The sequence below is a fragment of the Kribbella sp. NPDC051587 genome, from assembly GCF_044453945.1.
Taxonomy (GTDB): domain Bacteria; phylum Actinomycetota; class Actinomycetes; order Propionibacteriales; family Kribbellaceae; genus Kribbella.
Map to the genome: position 1 here is coordinate 811,051 of NZ_JBITDE010000001.1, position 20,313 is coordinate 831,363.

Here is a 20,313-nt window from a genome sequence, read left to right on the forward strand (position 1 = left end):
CCCTGAGTGGAGCCTTCAGGTCAGCAGGTACCGCGGACCTCCGGCGGGCAGTCCGACGCCTCGTGCTTGCGAATGGTGTCGACGACCTCGTCCGAGGCCTCACCCAGCGCGGCCAGCCGGTCCGGGCCGAACACGTCGACGAAGAACTTCCGGATCCGGGCGGCGTGCTCCGGAGCACAGGCCTCGATCGCGGCCCGGCCCTCGTCGGTGATCGCGACCTCGGGATAGCGCGAGTCGCACGACTCACGCCGTACCAGCCCGCGCTTCTCCATCCGGGTCAGGTGGTGCGACATCCGGCTCTTCTCCCACTGCGTCGCCTGCCCGAGCTCGAACGCGCGCATCCGGCCGGTCTCCGCCTCGGACAGGTTCACCAGGATCTCGAAGTCGGACTTGGACAGGCCGAACTCGCGCTGGAGGTGCCGCTCCATATGCGTCTCCAGCGTTTTGTGCATCAGCAGATAGCTCCGCCATGCCTTCTGCTCGTCATCGTCGAGCCACGGTCCGGTACCCACGCTCCCCATCCTACCCGACCGGTTGACACATCAACCCGACGAGCTACGATGGCTTCGAGTTGACACATCAACCTCACCAGGGAGTGAACGAACATGACCGAGCGCAAGCTGATCGCCGTCGTCGGAGCCACCGGCTCACAGGGCGGCGGACTGGTCCGCGCCATCCTCGACGACGCCTCCGGGACCTATGCCGTCCGAGCGCTGACCCGCAGTGCGAAGTCGGCTTCAGCCCAAGCCCTCGCCGCGGCCGGTGCCGAGGTCGTCGAGGCCGATCTCGACGACGAAGCAAGCCTGCGCAAGGCCTTCGAGGGCGCGCACGGCGCCTTCGTCGTGACGAACTACTGGGTGACCCGGACGCCGGCCGAAGAGGCCGCCCGGACCCGCGCCGAGATGGAACTGCAGCAGGCCGAGAACGCCGCCCGCGCCGCCAAGGACGCCGGCGTCGCCCACGTGATCTGGTCGACCCTCGAAGACACCCGCCTGCACTTCGGCGAGACCGACCGGGTGCCGAGCCTCGACGACGGCCGCTACAAGGTCCCGCACTTCGACGCCAAAGGCGAAGCCGACGAGCTCTTCACCAAGTACGGCGTACCGAGCACCTTCCTCCGCACCACCTGGTACTACGACGGCCTGACCCAAGGCCTCGGCCCGGTCCGCGACGAGAGCGGCAAACTCGTCTTCACCCTGCCCCTGGCCGACCAGCCCCTGGCCGGCATCGCCGTCGAGGACATCGGCCGCACCGCCTTCGCCATCTTCCAGCGCGGCGACGAGTTCATCGGCCGCACCGTGAGCATCGCCGGCGACCACCTCACCGGCGTCCAACTCGCCGCCGCCCTCACCAACACCCTCGGCGAAGAGGTCACCTACCAGCCCTACACCTGGGACGAGTACCGCGCCCTCGGCTTCCCGATGGCCGTCGAGATCGCCAACATGTTCCAGTACTACGCCGAGAACGCCGACCAGTTCACCGGCGACCGCGACCTGGCCGCCGTACGCGACCTGAATCCCCGCCTCCAGTCCTTCAAAATGTGGCTTGACCTGCATAAAGACGAACTGAAGGCCGCCGTCCAGTAGCTCCGCCATGGAGACTCGCCCTGATCCGGAACACTCGTCACTGAGCACCAATCACCACCGTTTCGCGCTCTCTCACGGAGCAGTGACGGAGCAGGAACGGAGCACAACCGGGCCATCCGGGCGACCGGAACTGACCACTCGAGGGAATGCGACTGGACTGCCTACTCGGTCTGTCCAACCTCACGAGCAGGACGTTGAACTTAATGAAGGTCGGATCGAAGCAGCGGTCGATGGGCTTCGGCCATGCTCCGTAGCGGTCTCTGGATAGGCGACCCCGTCTAGGACGCGGTGCCCCCAGCCGATCCCGTAGCCGGGGTTGGGGCGTCTGACCTGGAGTTGCGGTGTGGTCAGATCCCTCGTCGCCCACCTGTCGCCGAGGGCTCGCAGCTGAGCCGGCGCCGGCAACGCCTTCAGCAGCTGCGATAGGGGCCTACGAACCAATCTGCTATTGACATCGACAGGCTGTGGGCAGCGACTGAAGTGGTTCGCTGCCCACTCCCGACACGTTCAACTCGGGCACGGCTATCTGACGACCGAAGTTCGCGTCAACTTGCTGCATCGTCTGTCGCAGAAGAAGCTTCAGCCACCGGCTCAGAACTAGATTCAGTCTCCCGGTACAGGATCCAGACAGGCAGCACCACAAGTCTCAGCATGAGCCACCAGCAGTAGACAGCCGAGTAGCTCCAGCTACCGTCATCCGTGATGAGACCGTGCGCGATCTCATTGCGGAGGTTCGCTCCGTCCTTGTCCACCAGCAGGGCGCGAAGTTCCAGGGTGAGGCCGCTGCCAAGCAGATCCTCGACTCCCTCCTGGACAAGTAGAGTCCCGAGTCCCTTCTCCGTCTCAACACCAGTTGCCTCATCGGTGATGATCGTGTTCACGCCGGATGCCTTCAGACGAACGCGTACGGACTGCTCAAGCTGAGGCACGAGAACAGACACAGCTGACGGAAAGTCGTCGTTGAATCCGTGCCAGAGGCCCCTCGCCCAGAGGCGCTCATGCCCAGGTGGGACGAAGGGCGATTCCAGACACAGCGCCTGGAAGAAATCGAGACGGTAGAGATGCTCGATGATCAAGCGTTCGCGGGAAGGCAAGATCAGTCCGCCCGTGACAAGCTCGACTCGATACCGGAAGTTCCTGACTACCTCGGACCACATGAAGCCGTCGTCGTCGATGCCACCGCTTGCCGCGACCTTACGACCATCTCGGCTGAAAGTCGCGCGCGGGAATAACCCCGCGATCGTTCCCGCGGTCTGCTGCCTGACCTGCTCGTAGCTCTCGTCCTTGTCGCTGAGCGAGTAGATGTTGGCGAACCGCCCTAGCGCTTCGAACGGCGTCCTTCCAGAAACCAGCGCCATGGCGCCGGTGGCGTACGGTTCCAGATCAATCGTCTCTCCCTCGATCGTCACCATCGCCTCGACCGTTGCCTGGCGTAGATCGTCCAGACGAGCTCGCAGCTGATCGATCCGCAGATCCAGGCCGTTAGCCTGGCGATACGACCTAGGAAGCTCACGGAGGCTGGAAATCGCCTTCTCAATCTCCAAGCCAGCAACGAGAGCTCCCGAAAGGCCTTCTGCCATTCGGGTATCCGCGGCGACCACATAAGTCTCGACGATCCGCGCGCCACAGGCATTTGCTTCGTTGGCTTGCCCGCTTCGCCCGAACCATGACAATGCCTCTCGCTCGAAGTGTCGAGACAGCCGCTGATCAAGCGGTAACGCCTGCGAGGCCAGCTCGACGAATCGCTCCGCCAGCCGCCCCGCGACTTCGACCGGCAAGCGAGCACTGTTGTTCAACAGCCGCGAGAGCCGAGTGACGAAATAGCCATCAGCTAGTCCGGCAGTCAAGATCCTGTCCCGCATCGCGTCGCACATCGGCTGCACGACCACCGACCGCTCGCGGCCGAGTCGCTTGGCGAGCTGCAGGGCCCTCTGCCACGACTCCTCCCCCACTGTCGCCCAGTCCTCCCGCTCGAGCGGACACGCCCGATAGGCATCGATCGCCATAGTGAGCAACTCGACCGCTCCGCGGTTGCCGTAGAACCAGGCGATGTCCGCGACGCGAGCCCGGAGGGTCGTCGCCTTGATCAGCGGGGCGACCTCACCGAGCACGACGATTTGCTCGGCAGTGAGGTCACTGGGCAGCGCCGATCGCTTGTTATCCCACATCATCATCGGTTTGAAAGGCTCCAGCCAGTTGTCCGGCTGGAGCAGCGCCGATGTAGCAATCGCCAGAGCCTCAAGCACCTGCCTCTCAAGCGCTCCGAGATCCTCCTGCCTCAGCCGCGCTTCGAAGTCCGTCGCCAGCACTTCCGGCTGCTCAAGGTCACGTCCCGACACGCAATCCTCCCACCATGCCGGATCGACCTGTTCCTCTCCGACGGCAGGCGTTGCTTCACTCACTCCCGGCTCCCCTCGACTCGGCGGCTACCAAAGTCCGCTTCCGGTTGCACCCATCGAATCCCTCGTCTCGCACAGCCCCGCCTGTAAAAGACCGTCAGCCGCCATGCCCATGCAGTCGGTACGACCGACGAGCCTTCGCGATGTATCTATGAGAAGAGGACCTCTCGACCGTTCGAAATACAACCCGGCTGCCGTTGAGTTTGGGCGAGCCGTCGCGAAGGACTGTCCGGGATCCGGTCGAGATCGTCCTTCGAGTCAGCGTCGGCGCCGACTCAGCCTCAGAAAGCCGGACCCCGCACACCTCCACCGGTCTGGCAAGTACTCACTAGCTAATCGGACCCGTCAACGCAGTCACTTCCTATTGACGAAGTATGCGGCCACGGCGGTTATCAGCGATGCTAGCGCGACTATTGCGCCTAGCCATATAACTCCATTAAATCCAGCCCACACAAATATTGAAACAATGCCCGTCAGAGCAGAGGCGCCTGCCGCAATCAGGGTGGGCACTCTTTGAGGGTCACGAGGTCCGCGAGGACCCATCGGGTTCTCACCACTCATATACACTCACCCCCGCAGCGACAGCGATAGCGAGCGTCAGCAAACCAAACACATTCGCGCCAATCACCCATCTCCATCTGAGCTTGTTCGCCGAGTCATAGGCCCGCTCGCGCATGACCCACGGGACCGCACTGACACCCAATATAAGAAGAGCACCTGACGCAAGCCATTGACTCATAGTCGGAGAGTGTTCAGTCCGATACGCCTGGAATCCGGACAGCGCAAGTCCGGCCGACGCTGCAATAAACCAGTCCGTCCAGAAGAGCGCGTCATCTCGCGTCAATCTTGGTATCGCTCGATTCGCACCTGGTGGAGTATATTTCTCGCGACTGGTCAACTTGAGATATAGCTGCATTACGGCGATACTGACAGATATAGCCATTGTTATGACCATGGTTTTCAGCTCAGCACCTCCGTATAATTGCGAATCAGCTGAGTCCGACATCGTTCCTTCATGCACCTGCCACATTCGAAGGGAGCCAACTCCACCTAGAAGGAGTCAGTACGGCGCTCGCCTGATACACGCCTGTTCCGATGTCCGATGGCGCCGCGGAGGTGCTGACGCGGCACATCAAGACCAATCGGATGGCCCCGACAGCACGCCGCGAGAGAAGCCTGACAGCGTGCCCATCCCTCTTCCAGTGGCGTGACGACCTACACGTCAAAGCACGGGCGTACACGAGCGGATCTGGAAGCCCGCACTCACGACGGCGACCGCCATCCCGCCATCGATCCGGAACGAGAAAGGTGCACTCGTGTACCTGGCGAGCTGGAAGGACAGCATTCACGGCCGCGACGCTACGTCGCAAGCATCGGGGCGGAATCCGCTCCCGCGACGCTGAACCGGCAAGGCGAACAGGTAGCGGCTGCGCCGCGAGGACAATGCTCGCATGCATGATGCCGCAGGGCTGAGGGCCTTGATCTCCGAGTACGGTCAGCTGCGCGCTGCCGAGGGTGCGCGACAAACACGGGGCCAGCGCTTCAACGGCCTCATCGCCGAGATGCTCCGATGCTGGGGTATCGAGGCCGAGGCATCGACGCTCTCGCCCGGACGTGGTGAGATCGACGTGACCTTCACGCTGAACGGTGAGCGGTACTTAGTGGAGGCGAAGTGGGAGCACGAGAAGACGAACGCTGATCCGCTCTTCAAGTTGCAGGCTCGCCTGAAGCAGCGCCTACGTGGCCCAATCGGCATCTTCGTGTCGATGGCCGGATTCACCGCCGACGCCCTCCGCGGCCTGGACTCCGGCAGCCAACTCGAGGTCTTGCTGTTTGACCGCAGTCATCTCGAGGCGATGCTCAGCGGACTGGTCCCGCCACAGGAGTTGATCGGGCTCGCTCACGATCGAGCAGCGTTCCGCGGAGACGCGTACTCTCCGCTGACACAACTTCTGGCGAGTCGATCCGCAGAACCTCCAGTCTCGTTCGACCCGCCGGCACCTTCTTCGGCTCCATCTGAGCTCAGCCTGGCCACCAAGCCGCTCGTTACCCTCGCCAACTCTAACCAGCTCGGTATCGCGTACGGCAGTTCCGACGAGATCCTCGTCACCCATGCGGATGGGATCGCTGGGGTAGACGCGGTGAAACGACGCGCACGATGGCGGGTGCCGTTGCGCGACTGCCACCGCAACGCCTTGCAAGCCGACGATGGCTCTGTGCTAGTCGTACGGCGGAACGCTGTCGCACGATTCAAGGACGGCGACCTTTCGATCGTGGGGGGCGGGTTCTCCGACAACTCCTGCTTGCTCCAAGCGGTCGACAGTGCAGTCTGGGTTCTGGACGGCGACACAGGCCTCAGTGGCCCACCGTCGATCACAATCACCAGGCTGGGGACGCAGCTCGGAGAAGAGGAGCGCAATCCACTGTCGACGCGCTGGGATTCGTCAGCACGCGCCGCCGTCTGGATGGACGAAAATCGCCTGGCAGTCGTCCACAGCAGTTCTTTCTCCGTGATCCAGAACCTCGATCATCAGACGTTGCGAGGCCTCCACACAGGTACATCGAATGGCGCCGCAATACTTCGGATCGACGACGATCACGTCCTGATCGCGGGTGGCGACGGCTATCTCGAACTGACAGACGTCAACACCGGTCGACATGCTGCCGTCGCAAGACTCGGCCTTGCTCCCTCGGCGGTCGAACTCGTGTCGAACTCCGCAAACAAGATGCTCGCAGCGTCCTACGTCGGAGACGGCTCGATGGACATCGTCGTAGTCGACGTCGAATTCGTTCCGTCGATCGCCGCCGTGGCTGACGAAGCATTCAAGGCAGCCGACTCCGGCCAGGTCGCTGAGTACTTCGAGCAGTACAACCGGATCCCACAGGTCGATGTCCCACAACCAACCGCCGCTGAACCCGATCACAACACCCTCTACAACAAGGTCGTCGAAGCCGCATGGGCCATCGTTTCCCCGCTCGATCAGATAGCCACCAACGCCGGCCTCGCTCCAACGCCCTACAAGCCGCAGGGCACGATGGACGGATGGCCGCCGCCTTCCTACAGCGGCAGTGCGGCTGTACCGCGATGGCGAGCTCCAGGCGTCGTCGACGGGCCGCTAATTGAAGCCATCATCGGCGTTGGCGCGCGCAGATGGCCGACTGAGAACTTCAACGACCTCGTGATCACCCTGCTAGTCGCTCGACGGACTGAGACTGGTCAGCACATGCTGATGACCCGATTCGTCCCCTGCCTCCTCGAAGACCCCTCGCTCCAGCAGAAGATCGAATCCGTCATCTACGACCTTGAGACGATCCTGCCCACCGCGTTCGAGGACTTCTACCGCTCTAGCGCCCATCCGGAGGACAAATGAGTTCCGTCAGTGCGCTGAGGTGCTCGCAGTCGGCGGCAACGTCGGATCTACGGATCAATGCGCTGTCGCTGCCGGTCACCAACTGACGGGCGACGCGCCCGGCGGTGACCCGTGATCCGACCGTCCGCTGACTTCAGGCGCCGTGCTCAGGAGTGGCAAACCAAGCCATGGCCTCAGAGGAGTGAGAGCTCCGATGGCGGCCGACTCCTCCAGTTGGCAGACCGCATCCGCAGGATCGCCAAGGGAACAGGCACGCGTGTGGCACCTTCAATGGGCCGCAACCTGATCGGTGTCTCGGAGCGGCTCGAACTCACACCACTTCGGCATCTCGTCGGACTTCCAACCCGTGACCGGGCGAGCGTCGTTCTCGCTGTGCCTTCACGGCTCAGCGAGCGTCGTTCTCGCTGTGCCTTCACGGCTCGCCGGACGTGGCGCTGAGAGAGTCCGAGGATCTCCGCTGCTACCTCAGCCGACCCGCATACCATCGCCAGGTCCGCGGTTGCCGCCTCTGAGATCTCCTCAGCCATCGCGATCCGCCCATCGCACCGTTCGATCGTCTGGCGCTTTGCATCAACCGCACGCCGTAACCGACGCTGTGCTGCGGCCGCCCGGGCAGACGCAGCCCGAACGCTCGCCTGCCGCTCGCGGGTGCGTCGCAGAGTGCCAGTTCGCTCGATTGACCCCATCGTCAAAGCCCTCGGCCGTCAGACTGGAATCCGGCGGAGTCCCAGTCGTCCACGCACCAACGCGGTCGCCGTTCGTGTAAGCGTGCGACCTCATGAGCCAGCCGGGTCAACGCACCAACACGATCAAGATCGTCGAATGTCACAGCACATTCATTGCATTGCCTCCCAGGATCGGTCTCTCTACTCATCTGCGTTCCTCCGCGGACTCTGAGTCGCTTCCTCCAGGTCCGATCGCCTGGTTCACGAAACTCAACGGATGCCGACGACAACTTTTTGCCCAGGCCGCGGAGGGCGGACACCGTCACACTTCTGGCATCTAAGGAGTTTCCGCCCAGCGAAACGAATATCCGAACGCATCACCCGCGCTCCGTTGAAGCCGATATGGACATCACCGACAACCCGTACTTGGCCAAGCTCGAAGCCCGAACCCGACCCTGCGAGCACTGCGCCACGCCCTTCATCGCCAGCAGATCTGACCAACGCTTCTGCACAGACCTCTGCCGCCTCCGCCACTGGCGAAGCCTGAAATCCGCCCCCTCACGCTGCACCGAAACCGGCCAACAACGGCTCGCCGCCCTCGGCTCCAGCATCGACCGTCTCGAAGCCCAACTCACCGAACTCCGCCAAGGCCACAGGGCCCTCTCTGAGGCACTCACACACTGCCGGTGCGCAGGTCTCGACCACGAACCCGACCAGCCCTGACAGCCTGGCGACCACCACTACCCGTGATGATCCCTTCCATCGCCCGCACTCGCCGACGCCGAACCAACCGGGCTCGCACCTCCCGCCCCGACCTACCCGACGGCCTCTAGTTCAAGCGACACATCCTCGGCAGGTCCAAGTCGCGCGATGCTCCGTCGTCGTTGACAACTGCCGGCAGAAACGCCCGGGGTCCGTGACTCCATCGCTGATCGATAGGCGGCGCTTCTAAGCAATTCATCGACGCCGACGAAACCCGCCGCAACTCGCCCGACTGAGGTGAAACCGCGACGCAAAGCCCGTGGCCGGTCTCCAATCCCCGCAGGTACCGGGAACGCCGCCGACAGAATCGATGCCCGACAACGTCGGTCCGCAACGCACAGGACTACCAATAGATGGCTATCACCTCGGCATGTAGATTTGCACCGTCCCCCTTCGAAGCAGGCTTGATTGCTGCCGAGGCCCTCGACACAAGCGAGCCTCCAGGATGAAGACCATTGAGCTCCTGCGCTTGTTGCCTCAGTTCCGCCGCATCCTTTGGCATGAGTGATTTGCCAGAGATCTCTGCCATGTACTGGGAAACGGCCAAGAACCCCTTGCGCGACTCCGGCACCGAGGTCAACTGGTCAGCATGAGCACTCGCAAGTTCACTCACGTGCGCCTTCTGCGCTTCATTCAGCGACAGACTCTGATAATTAGCCACGAGTTCACTGTAGTCAATCAAAGCATTTACACGAGGCTCAAGTGCGCCCTTCTGGCTTTTTGTATACTCTTTCATGAATCCGATCGCATTGTCACCGAAAGATTCGACGATACCTCCGAGTTCGGGTGCCACTTCTCGCAAAACTTCTGCAAGCTTCACTGGGTTCCAGGAGTCCGCGACACCCTCACTGCTCAACCTGCACAACACACGGAATCGACTGCCGGCAAAGAGGACGCGCCGAAGATCCTTCCAGAATAGTTCCTTTTCAAGAACGGCAACCAGGTGAACCTGCCTTGAATCAGGACGACTGACCTCAGGGATGGCCTCGATTGTTTTTCGATTCACAATCAGAGGCGACTCAGTCTCTGCATTGGCAAGAAAATAGTCAGCAATCAAGCACTTGATCGGAACGAGTCCAACCAACAACTTGTCGAGCATGCCGTTGACTTCAAGCACTTGATCGAAACTCTTCTTATCGATCTGCGAGAGAATCTGATCTGACTCGCCAAACAATTCAGACAGGATCGACAGCACCGTGCTGAAGTGAAAGACAGAATCGGCCTGCAGTTCGACTTCGACCTCCATAAGGTCGCCGCGATGCAAGTCATTGACTGGCGCTAGCCAAGTAAGATCCTGCGAGGCGCTCCGGACACCAGCAGCTAAGATCGCCGCCGCGTCGACAGGCGCGATCGGCGCAGAATGTCCAGAAATAGGCCCTAGAGCTAGGGATCCGTCTTCTACTGCTTTGGCATAAAGATTGCGAAAACCTGTCTGAATCGTTGCGCGACTCACTACTTTTGTATCTTGCGCCTGTGAAGACTCGAACCTAGAGCCTACCTTCGACTTGACCACACCCGCATCTGCATCGACGCCGGAAGTAATCTCTACCTTTGATGTATTGCTGACAGATTGCGTGAACTCGCTCGGCACCTGACCTAGCCGTGCCGACAGCAAACTGACAACACTTACCTCGTCCAGGTAAACGAATTCGCGAAACGCAGCCTCGAGCGCTTGAGGCGTTGGCTTCTTCCGACGACGACGATTCCGCCACCATATCCGCGGGCGGCCGAGCTGCTTCTTGAGCCATTTCATGACCGGCCCTCCCCATTTGCACGAGTCGATCCAGGCTGCCGACTCGCGTCAATCGAGACCTTGTGCCTCAGCACGCGCTCATAGCCCCCGTAACAATCCTCTGGAAGGATTGCGTCGCGGTCATCGACAACCGCCAAGAGTGCAGCTTCAGTCCAGATCGCAGTCAGGTCGGCGGCCGACCATCCCTCTGTCTTCTTGGCAATCTCCGCCAATGGCAGATCACCCGCAACTTCAAGCTTCTTAGAAGATGTTCTTAGAATTGCTTGCCGATCAGCCTCCACTGGGAGCATGAAATCAATCTGCCAGTCAAAGCGACCCGGTCGGCGCAGTGCCACGTCGAGATCTTGCGGCCTGTTGGTGGTTGCGATCACCACAATATTTTGCGTCTTGTCGAAGCCGTCCATCTCGGTGAGAAGTTGACCGACGAGTCGACGTGTTGCCTCGTGCGACTCATCTGAACGCTGCGGCGCGAGGCTGTCAAGCTCATCGAAGAAGATAATAGCGCGCTCTTGCTGACGAGCATCCTCGAAGACTTTCCGAATCAACTCCTCGCTGGCACCTAGCCATTTACTGACAATCTCCGGGCCTTTGATTTGGTAAAACTGAGCTTTCGCCTTGTTTGCAATTATCTGCGCAAGCATAGTCTTGCCGGTTCCAGCTGGCCCTGTGAACAGAACCCCTTTGACCGCCCGGGCATTAATCTTTAGAAGTGGCTCGTGATATTTGAGCGGAACCTCGATCAGTTCAGCTGCCCGCTCTACGATGTCAGGTGATCCACCGAAGTCTTCGAATGAGGGCGATGCGCCCGGCGCCGTCTTAAATTGACTGATGTCAATTTGCTCACCTATGGATATCTCATACTGCTTGATTGGGGTTTCACTTAGCAACCGAAACGGGCCATATGCATCGGTGCCCTGCACCGAGTTTCCTACCGCGAACTCCAACGTGGTCGACTTAGGGAAAATTCTGAGTCTATCGCCGATAGCAACAACAATCTCGGCATCGAGAATGGCCCGCACCGTGCCGATCCATTGCACTTCCGGCCATATCTCAATCGGTGCCCTCTCGACCTCTAACGTGCCCGTCCCCACTAAGACGACATCACCAAGGACCAAATCGTCTCCCGCATTCCTGTCACAGCGTATAGATGACCCGTTGATCAGCTCGATATAGACAACACCCGCCTCATCGTCCACATGGCTTACCCGCCCACGCATTCTAAACTCACTGTCATCCATGGCACTCATTTACTTCCAAGTCTGCATTCAAGGGCCGCTGAGGCCAGGGAAATTGTCGATTGGAGCTGACTATGTGAACCCTCATGACCGCGGACTAATAGCGCGGCAAGCTCAGCAAGTTATCGGTGTACCGATTGTCGCTATAGGTGCGCAGATACGGAGGATTCGCCTCCACGACACCGACCTGCACGTCGCCGTACAGATCGCGAACGCGAGCATCTCCACTCTTGTTAGCGATCCAGCCGACCATCGCGGCTTTGCTGGATACTCCGGTTGCCCGGCTCTGAGGGTTCTGCCAACGGACCTCGGCGATATGCTCGTGCGACGAGCCCCAACTCGGTTCCATGTGGACAGCGGTTATGTAGATCATCAGGGCCCCCTTCGAAGCTCGCCGCCCTGGCCCCCCAGCGGCTACTCTGCGTGCTTCGAATCTGCACTATGCACCCGTCACGCTCCGTTGCCAAGGGCTCGGTCGCAGATTGTGACGGCCATACTCGCGAACTGCGACTCGCAGAGTCGACCATCGATCCGGCAAGATCTTCAACATGCGACTCCTCCTGCTCGGTGGCAGCTGGTTCCTCGGCCGAACCCTGATTGGCGACGCCTTGGCTCGTGGCTGGGAGGTCACCGCCTATTCCCGCGGAAAGAGCGGGCAACCGCCCGCCGGAGCAACACATGTCGTGGGTGACAGGAAGAACGACTCCGATCTACTCCACCTGGCCGAGTCGGGCCCGTGGGACGCCGTTATCGACACCAGCGCGTTTGAACCCGTCGACGTTGCGCAGGCCACGGCGGCTCTCAGAAGTCGTGCCGCGCAGTACGTGCTTGTCTCGACTGTCAGCGCCTATCGTGACTGGCCCGAAGTGGTGGTCGACGAATCGTCGCCTCTCTGGCCGTCATCGCCGACGCTCACCGAGAAATCACCCGAACTGGCAGACATGACCATCGGTGGTCGATACGGCACGCTCAAGGCAGGCTGCGAGGTTGCCGCGGTCGAGGGTTCCGCGCACAGCCTGATCGTCCGGCCAGGGGTCATCTTGGGTCCGGGCGAGTACGTCGGCCGCGGGCTGAAGCTATTGGAGCGAGCAGCCCGCGGGGGTCGGTGGCTGCTCCCAGCGCCGCCAGAGCAACCCATTCAACCGGTCGATGTGCGCGACGTGTCGACGTTTCTGCTCGACTCCATCGAGGCGAAGCGGGACGGTGTGTTCAATCTGGTAGCTCGGGTCGGTCACTCGACATTTGGCGACATGATCGAGACCTGCCTCGCACTGACCGGACGCCGCGCTCAACCTGTTTGGGTTGAACCGCACTGGCTGGCTGAGCAAGGCGTCCGGCAGTGGACGGAAATCCCGTTGTGGCGAACCCCAGAAGCGACTTGGCAGGTCGATGGCCGGCGCGCCGCCGAAGCAGGCCTCGTCTGCCGCCCCCTGGTCGACACTCTCTACGACTTCAAAGAGGCGCTCGATCGCGATGGCCTGATCGACCATCCGCGGCAGAATCAGCTCGGGCTGTCGCCCGAGCGCGAGGCGGAGCTCCTCGCCGCTTGGGACAACAGACCTTAGGCGGTCGGAAGCGCCAGGCGGGATACCGCCTCGGCGTTGAACACCTCGATCTGGTCGCGTAGCTCGACAGCTTCCGTACTGTCACGCCAGTCGCGGCCAGTAAGGCGGCGAGACAGCTGTTCCATCCGCCCGGTCACCCCGTGACGCCGACTTGGTGCTGGAATTGTCCAGACAGATTCAAGCGCGTCCACGCTGGCATCAAGACGGCCAGCCAGGAGCTCAGCAGTTGCCAGGTCGACTTGCGCGCGGGCCGGCGCCAAGCCGCCTAGGGGGTCCTCTGGCACCAGGGCTATGGCGTCCTGGATGCGAGCTACCGCCGACTCGCCCTGACCGACCGTCAGCAGGGCGGTACCAGCACACGCCGAATGGCGGCTCTGGCCCCAGCCAAACTCTCCGCCGGTGGCGCTGTACAGCTCGCTGTCCTGCACTTGCTCCATCTCGATGTCGGCCAGCCGGAGAGACTCCTTGACCTGATCAGGTCGACCAAGCTCGGCCCACGCTCGCGCCTCTATTGCTCGGATACGCGCGGTTGAAGCACCTGCCGGAGCAGCATCAACACTGCTGGCGATCAGCTCGACCGCGCGCCGACTCTGCCCACGCCAATTGGCGATGAGCGCCTGCGTGCCTCGAGACCACGCCTCGAGGTGGGCGTCGCCGATCAGTTCGGCGTAGGTACGTGCCGAGCGGGCCTGCTCCTCGGCCGCGTCCCAGCGTGCAAGGTCAAATGAGACGACCGACAGCAGTCCACAGGCTTGTCCAGCGACCTGGTACAGCTCGCTGGTCTGGGCCGGGCGTCTCGTCTTGTCGAGTAGTAGGTAAGCGACATTGCGGATGTGGCGGGCCTCGGTGAGTAACTGCAACGGGGGTTTGGTTTGATAATCACGGGCTAGCTCGAGGACTGACTCCTGGAGCAACGAAATGTCGTCCGAGTCAACAGTGCCGGCGATTCGGGCTGCGTGCTCAAAACTCTCGTGGGCGGCCATGACTGCCGCTGCCTCCAACGATTCGATGTCAACGGAAAGGCCAGACGCGGCCGTTCCGCTGTAGCGCTCGAACTCAAGTGCCTCGTGCGGCGAGCCGAGCAAGACCTCGAAACGATGACCCCAGAACGCTTCAGCTACACGCTGCGCGACTGCTCTTGCTTGAGCAACATCGCCTCGCATCCACCGCGCAAGTTGCCGCGGTGACAGCGTCGCCGACTCTTTCATCTGCTGCGCCCGGGCTTCGAACGCCCGACACGTCTCTTCAACCGTCCATGGTCCTTCGTGGACGATCTGTTCTAACAGCGTTCTGTACTGCGCCGTAGCCACCACTTCACCGTACGTCAGATGAATAGCCAGGACCCCAGATCCGGGCGTCGATGGCAGTCGAACGTCCGCTAAATGGCAGAGAGATGGCAGGACTGCCATCTGGCGCCCCGACGTGATCTGCGCCCTCGGGCCGGATCTGGGCGAAATGGCAGTCCGATGGCAGCCGATCGTCCGGTGTCGTTCATGGTGCAGACCAGTCACTCAGCGTCAAGCTACTCATCCATCGGGGTTCCGCTTCTGGAGTGATGAGGTGACTAACAGTGATCTTCCGCATGTGGCTACTCATCCTCGGTACTGCCGTAGTACCGGTCCTCATGGTTCGGGACATCCTGCGAGGAGTTCGAGGCGAATGATGGTTGACATTGAGCACGAGACGCCGATCAACGAGGTCCGCATCTGGTTCGGCCAACACCTCGTCGTCGACCACCTGGACGATCCGATGAGCACGACCGAGTTCGAACAGCTCATGCACGAGCACTTCGCGAGTCTCCACATGGCCCGTCGGCTGGCGCATACGGCGGTGAGTTCAGATGCTGCTGACTCATGAACGGCCCGCACCGACGCGGCTGGTGGCCCCGGTTGTGGGATCGGCTCATCGTCACCTTCCGCCGGTGGATGGACGAGGAACGATGACCGACTACACGAGGCCACTGCTGCTCGGGTACGCCCGGCATGACCTCCTACCACCCAGACCACGACGTCGATCGCCTGCGTCGGATGTTCGAGGCATTCGCCCATGTCGAGGGCTTTGCAATGGGGTCGGCGTATGCGGAACGGCGATCCACGGCGCCAGCCGCATTCGAGGCGCTGGTCGAGTCCATCAACCGCTACGAACTCACGGCTGTGGACATACAGGGTTGGCAACACCTCGAACTCCTCGGAGAACCAACCGCGGTCAAGCAGCAATTCGAGCGGGTCACGGGGGCTCGCTTCCTCCTCTACGACCCCGGCCCCTGATCCGACGAGATCGGTGGGGAGTCGTCGTAAGCCCCTCCGTGCAGCGGTTCAACCAGCACGCCGACTGATCTCGTCGCCATTGGTCTGCGGCCGAGCCTTCCCCTCCCCTGTGGAGGGCTCGGCCACAGATCTCCACAAGCCGGCTGGCGCGAGGCGCGAAGGCGAGTCCGTCTTGCGCCAGCCGATTCATCACCAACCGAGAGGAATCGAAATGGATCCGAAGCAGTCGCTCACCCAGGAATTCGAACTGGACATCCGCGTGGTCACCGACGTCGTACCGCAGGCCAACTCGGGCTGCGGCACCAATGACGGCTGCGCGCCGTCGTGTGCGTCGAGCTGCACCAGCGACTGACGTAGTTCAAGCGAGGGGCCGGAGCGCTTGCTCTGGCCCCTCTTCCGACCTCATCACCGGAGGACCTGATGGCCAACGACGACAGCAAGCTTCTGTACCGCCACAGCGGTGCAGCACTGCTCCGGGCAACTGCGGCGTCCACGGCCGATGGTCCTGCTCGCTGGCCTGACCTGAGCGATCTCGATGACTGCCGTTCGTGGCTGACGGAAGTCTGGCTCGATCCCCGCCTTGCGGCGGCCATCCGCCATGCCAGCTTCGGGCTGGCAAAGCAAGTCGATGCCATCTGTTCTGGTGAGGATCCGCCAGACAGGCAGATCCGACGAGCTGCGCTGTCTGTCGTTCGCTACTCCCTTCGGTTAACCGGTCGCCAGATTCCGTTTGGCATGTTCGCTGGGGTTGCCCCGGTCAGTTTGAGCGCACAGAGCTCCGCGCGCTGGGGAGCGGAGCACCGAGCCTTCATCCGGGCCGATACGCAGTGGCTCGATGACGTGGTCAGCCGGTTGGAGTGGGAGCCCGGGCTTCTCGATCACCTCGATGTCGTCTTCACGAACCTGGCCGCTCAGCGCGGCGACGACATCGACGTACCTCACGGGACATCGCGGGTTCTGATCCGTTGCACTCGACCCGTCCAAGCTGTTCGGGACCTCTGCCAGTCGCCAGTCAAGTTCGTTGCACTGATCAACAAGCTAAGGGAGCGGTTCGCTGGCGTGGACGAGTCGAAGATCCGGGATCTCGTCACCGGTCTGGTGAAGCAGGGGTTCCTGGTCACGAACCTTCGGGCACCGATGACGATCACCGATCCCCTGAAGTACGTCATCGAGCGGCTGGAGGAGATCGGACCAGAACCGACGGAGGGCCTCGCAACATCCCTCGAGTACCTCGGGGTGATCTCGGCTGGGATCGCACGCCATAACCGTCCGGATACCAGCTACGAGATGAAAGCGGCTATCCGGTCGGAACTGGGCATGCGAATGTGTCGACTGTCGCTGGCGGGCCGGACACCGCTCGCGGTTGATCTTCGCCTGGACTGCGATGTACAGATTCCCGAGCACGTTGCCGTCGAGGCGAGCTACGCAGCAACTGCGCTGATGCGGCTCACTCGTCAACCGACCGGGTCTGCGGTGTGGCGCGACTACTACATAGCTTTCTGCGACCGCTACGGCGTCAACACCTCAGTCCCAATGAGCGACGTCGTCAACCCCGAGACCGGCCTGGGCCTCCCCGCCACCTATCCCGGCAGCACCACGACCACGAACTCCATCGGGCCGACGGAGCACGAAGAACAGCTGCTCGCATTGGCCTGGGGTGCGATGGCCGACCACAGTCCCGAGATCGTCCTGAACGATCAGATCATTCAGAGTCTGGCAGTGGGTGACCCATCAGTCGAGCGGTCCATTCCACCGCATGCCGAGGTCACCGCGCAGATTCGGGCCAGGTCCACCGCTGCACTCGACCGAGGTGATTACACCTTGGTCGTGCGCCCAGGTCGCTCAGCCGGGACGTTCACCTCTCGGTTGGCATACTTGGCGCCAGAGGCCGGCTTGCGAGACGTCTATCGAGGTGTCCCCACCGGGGTCGACGGCGCGCTGCCAGTCCAGTTGTCGTACCCGCCGACGTTCACACACGCGGAGAACATCAGCCGAGTACCTGCCTACCTCCCGCACCTCCTCTCTCTCGGCGAGCACCGCACGGATGACGCCAACACCATTCCGCTCGACGATCTCGCAGTGACTGCCACAAGGGACAACCTGTACCTCGTCAGCATCTCTCGGCGACGAGTCATCGAGCCGCAGTCCTATCACGCGCTGGCGATCGAGAAGCAGTCACCACCGATCGCCCGACTGCTGGCTCATCTGTCCCAGAGCGTCGGCGCAACCTGGCACCGCTTTGATTGGGGCAAGGCCGCTCAGCGACTGCCTTACCTGCCACGGGTGCGTTACCGCCGATCGATCCTCTCGCCAGCCACCTGGCGGTTGGAGGCCGCGGCCTTGTCATCGCCCACTGACGAGACGACGTGGCGGGCATCACTTGAGGAGTGGCGAGCGCGGTGGGCCTGTCCGGTGACGGTTGAGCTGCAGGATGCTGACCGCTCACTCCCCCTGACGCTGACCGAACCAGCCCACCTCGCCATCGTGCGTAGCCAGCTCACGCAGCACGGCTTCGCAGTCCTCACCGAAACCGCCCAGGCCGGCGACTTCGACTGGATCGGCGGCCGCGCACACGACATCGCCATGCCACTGGAGACCACCAGGCCGCCTGTGCCTCCACCTGCGGCAGCAACCAGCGGGATCGTCACGAGTCACCATCACGGGCAACTGGCCGGATCCGCGGACGCGCGGTGGCTGTACCTCAAACTCCACACCCACCCAGAACAGATGAACGCCCTGATCACCACCGAGCTGCCGCGACTACTCGGTGAGATTGACGAACCCGAGTACTGGTTCGCGCGCTACCGAAGCCCTCGCGAGACCGATCATTTGCGACTACGCCTCCGCGTGAAGAACCCCGCCCAGAGCACGAGGTTGCTCGTAGCAATTAGTGCGTCTGCTCAGCGTCTGCGCGACGAGGGCAAGATCGGCCGCCTGGTCGTGGATACCTACTTCCCAGAAACCGGTCGGTACGGCGGCGGGGCCGCGATGCCCTCAGCTGAGGCAGTCTTCGTTGCTGATGCGCAGTTGGTGGCCGCCCAGCTGAAGCAGCTGCCATACACCGCCATCGATCCGAGTGGCTTGGCCGCGGTGAACATGATCGGCATACTTGAAGGCTTCTTCGGCGACATGGCTTCGGCGTGCGCCTGGCTCGTAGACAACCGGCCGCCTGTCGATGCTCTCGCGGATCGAATTCTGACCCACGTCGTCGTCAGGTTGACCCGAAGCGGTCTCCCGCTCAGCATCCCTCGGTGGAACAACGAGCTGAGTAGCGCATGGCAGCAGCGGGCTAACGCGCTCGCCACCTACCGCGAGCAGCTACCAGCTGATACTCACGTCAACGACGTCCTCGAATCTCTCCTGCACATGCATCACAACCGGGCGATCGGCATTGACCGCGAGGGCGAAGCGGTGTGTCGTCGCCTGGCCCGTCAGGCCGCGGTCGCGTGGAGCGCGAATACGGCTGGGGTGACGCAGTGACAACGCGACAGCTCGCGTCTGATTCGGCGAAGCATTCCCTCGCACGCGGCGCAGCTGGGCAAGCACTGCTCTCCATCGAACAAGCGCGGGCTGGCCAAGGCAGCTGGGCCAAAGCACACGAACACGTCATGCGGTTGACCGGGGTACCTGTCGCCGCACACATCGAGAGCAGTCTGTTCGAGGGAGCGACCGCAGTTGCCTACGTGCTCGCGTCATCCGAGCAGACGGCTTACGAACCCGCCCTCGCCACGCTCGACCGCTACATCGACGAGCTCACCAGGGGACGACTCCGACGAGCACACCAACGTATCGATGGCGGCCTATTGCCCGAGCTTCGCGAGTTCGATCTGATCAGCGGACTGACCGGACTCGGCGTGTACCAACTACGCCGGCGCTGTGGTGGCGAGGTCCTTCGTGAAGTCCTTCAGTATCTGGTCCGCCTCTGCCAACCGATGACAAACGACGGTGTACCGGGGTGGTGGACCGCCAACGACACCGCAGACCTTCCCTCAGACCATTGGCCCGGTGGACACGGCAACTTCGGCATCGCACACGGCATCTCGGGACCACTCGCCCTGATGGCCCTTGCCGCGCGACGCGGCGTCCAGGTTCCTGGGCAGCTCGAGGCGATACGGGCGATCTGCTCGTGGCTCGACCGCTGGAAACAAGGCGACGCAGAGGCGGCCTGGTGGCCGGGGACGATCACGAGGCGCGAACACCAAACGGACCTGCTCTCCCAGGCGGGCCCTCAGCGGCCCTCGTGGTGCTACAGCACACCTGGCATCGCCCGAGCTCAGCAGCTGGCAGGACTCGCGCTGAACGACCCGGAGCGCCAGCACCTTGCCGAGTCGGCACTACACGGCTGCATCACCGACGCCGCCCAACTCACCCAACTCCGTGACACGTCCCTGTGCCACGGGTGGGCAGGACTCGTGCAGGCGAGCAGGCGGGCCACCGCAGACGCCGGCCCAGAAAGCCCGCTGGCACCTGCCCTCCCAGAGCTGACTCACCGGCTCAACGAACTCGTACGCACCGACGAGTCGCACGGTTACCCGGAGCTGCTGGAGGGACGTATCGGCGTCGAGCTGGTTCAAATCTCTGCAGCGTCAACCGTTGAGTCCATCTGGGACGTCTGCTTGCTCCTTAGCGGCTAACTGTCGTCTCCAAGAACTGTCCGTCCGCCCAACTACGATCAGCCCGCCGCCCAACAGAGGCCCGGGCTTTCACGAA

General features: G+C 62.3%; 14 protein-coding genes. 8 read left to right on the top strand and 6 right to left on the bottom strand.

The annotated features are described in order from the left end of the window. Window positions 1–20: 20 nt before the first annotated feature. On the bottom strand, window positions 21–512 hold the full coding sequence (locus ACIA49_RS03965) for a MarR family winged helix-turn-helix transcriptional regulator (protein WP_396375583.1): 492 nt from the start codon (window positions 510–512) through the stop codon (window positions 21–23). 93 nt (window positions 513–605) lie between these two features. On the opposite strand from ACIA49_RS03965, the gene ACIA49_RS03970 reads away from it, so the two are divergent. After that, window positions 606–1,586 carry an NmrA/HSCARG family protein gene (locus tag ACIA49_RS03970; protein WP_396375584.1) on the top strand — a complete coding sequence of 327 codons (981 nt, stop codon included), beginning with the start codon at window positions 606–608 and terminating at the stop codon, window positions 1,584–1,586. A 545-nt stretch (window positions 1,587–2,131) separates the two neighbouring features. Here ACIA49_RS03970 and ACIA49_RS03975 read toward each other — a convergent pair. Further along, window positions 2,132–3,988, bottom strand: a complete 1,857-nt coding sequence (locus ACIA49_RS03975) for a DUF4209 domain-containing protein (RefSeq protein ID WP_396375585.1) — start codon at window positions 3,986–3,988, stop codon at window positions 2,132–2,134. A 1,448-nt stretch (window positions 3,989–5,436) separates the two neighbouring features. Between ACIA49_RS03975 and ACIA49_RS03980 the strand changes: the two genes are divergently transcribed. Beyond that, window positions 5,437–7,356, top strand: coding sequence for a restriction endonuclease (locus ACIA49_RS03980; RefSeq protein WP_396375586.1), 1,920 nt, complete (start codon window positions 5,437–5,439; stop codon window positions 7,354–7,356). 1,770 nt (window positions 7,357–9,126) lie between these two features. On the opposite strand, the gene ACIA49_RS03985 is transcribed toward ACIA49_RS03980, so the two are convergent. From ACIA49_RS03985 to ACIA49_RS03995, 3 genes are all read right to left on the bottom strand, one after another. After that, the gene (locus ACIA49_RS03985; RefSeq protein ID WP_396375587.1) at window positions 9,127–10,536 is read right to left on the bottom strand and encodes a hypothetical protein; all 1,410 of its coding nucleotides are present in this window, start codon (window positions 10,534–10,536) and stop codon (window positions 9,127–9,129) included. Further along, entirely contained in the window at window positions 10,533–11,774 is a 1,242-nt protein-coding gene (locus tag ACIA49_RS03990) for an ATP-binding protein (RefSeq protein WP_396375588.1), read from the bottom strand. Before ACIA49_RS03990 ends, ACIA49_RS03985 begins: the two co-directional genes overlap by 4 nt. 94 nt (window positions 11,775–11,868) lie before the next feature. Continuing rightward, the gene (locus ACIA49_RS03995) at window positions 11,869–12,144 is read right to left on the bottom strand and encodes a DUF3892 domain-containing protein (protein ID WP_396375589.1); all 276 of its coding nucleotides are present in this window, start codon (window positions 12,142–12,144) and stop codon (window positions 11,869–11,871) included. 175 nt (window positions 12,145–12,319) lie between these two features. Here ACIA49_RS03995 and ACIA49_RS04000 point away from each other — a divergent pair, with 175 nt between their 5' ends. Continuing rightward, on the top strand, window positions 12,320–13,336 hold the full coding sequence (locus ACIA49_RS04000) for a hypothetical protein (RefSeq protein ID WP_396375590.1): 1,017 nt from the start codon (window positions 12,320–12,322) through the stop codon (window positions 13,334–13,336). Here ACIA49_RS04000 and ACIA49_RS04005 read toward each other — a convergent pair. Continuing rightward, entirely contained in the window at window positions 13,333–14,646 is a 1,314-nt protein-coding gene (locus ACIA49_RS04005) for a hypothetical protein (protein WP_396375591.1), read from the bottom strand. The two genes, ACIA49_RS04000 and ACIA49_RS04005, sit on opposite strands and share 4 nt — an antisense overlap. A gap of 349 nt (window positions 14,647–14,995) precedes the next feature. Here ACIA49_RS04005 and ACIA49_RS04010 point away from each other — a divergent pair, with 349 nt between their 5' ends. From ACIA49_RS04010 to ACIA49_RS04030, 5 genes are all read left to right on the top strand, one after another. Next, entirely contained in the window at window positions 14,996–15,193 is a 198-nt protein-coding gene (locus ACIA49_RS04010) for a hypothetical protein (RefSeq protein ID WP_396375592.1), read from the top strand. Between the two features lie 125 nt (window positions 15,194–15,318). Beyond that, on the top strand, window positions 15,319–15,603 hold the full coding sequence (locus ACIA49_RS04015; RefSeq protein ID WP_396375593.1) for a hypothetical protein: 285 nt from the start codon (window positions 15,319–15,321) through the stop codon (window positions 15,601–15,603). 211 nt (window positions 15,604–15,814) lie between these two features. After that, entirely contained in the window at window positions 15,815–15,955 is a 141-nt protein-coding gene (locus ACIA49_RS04020) for an FxLD family lanthipeptide (RefSeq protein WP_396375594.1), read from the top strand. Between the two features lie 68 nt (window positions 15,956–16,023). Beyond that, a complete protein-coding gene (locus tag ACIA49_RS04025; protein ID WP_396375595.1) occupies window positions 16,024–19,083 on the top strand; it encodes a lantibiotic dehydratase in 3,060 nt (1,019 codons plus the stop codon). Further along, complete coding sequence (locus tag ACIA49_RS04030) at window positions 19,080–20,237, top strand: lanthionine synthetase C family protein (protein ID WP_396375596.1); 1,158 nt, start codon at window positions 19,080–19,082, stop codon at window positions 20,235–20,237. The genes ACIA49_RS04025 and ACIA49_RS04030 overlap by 4 nt, the downstream gene beginning before the upstream one ends. Window positions 20,238–20,313: the final 76 nt, after the last annotated feature.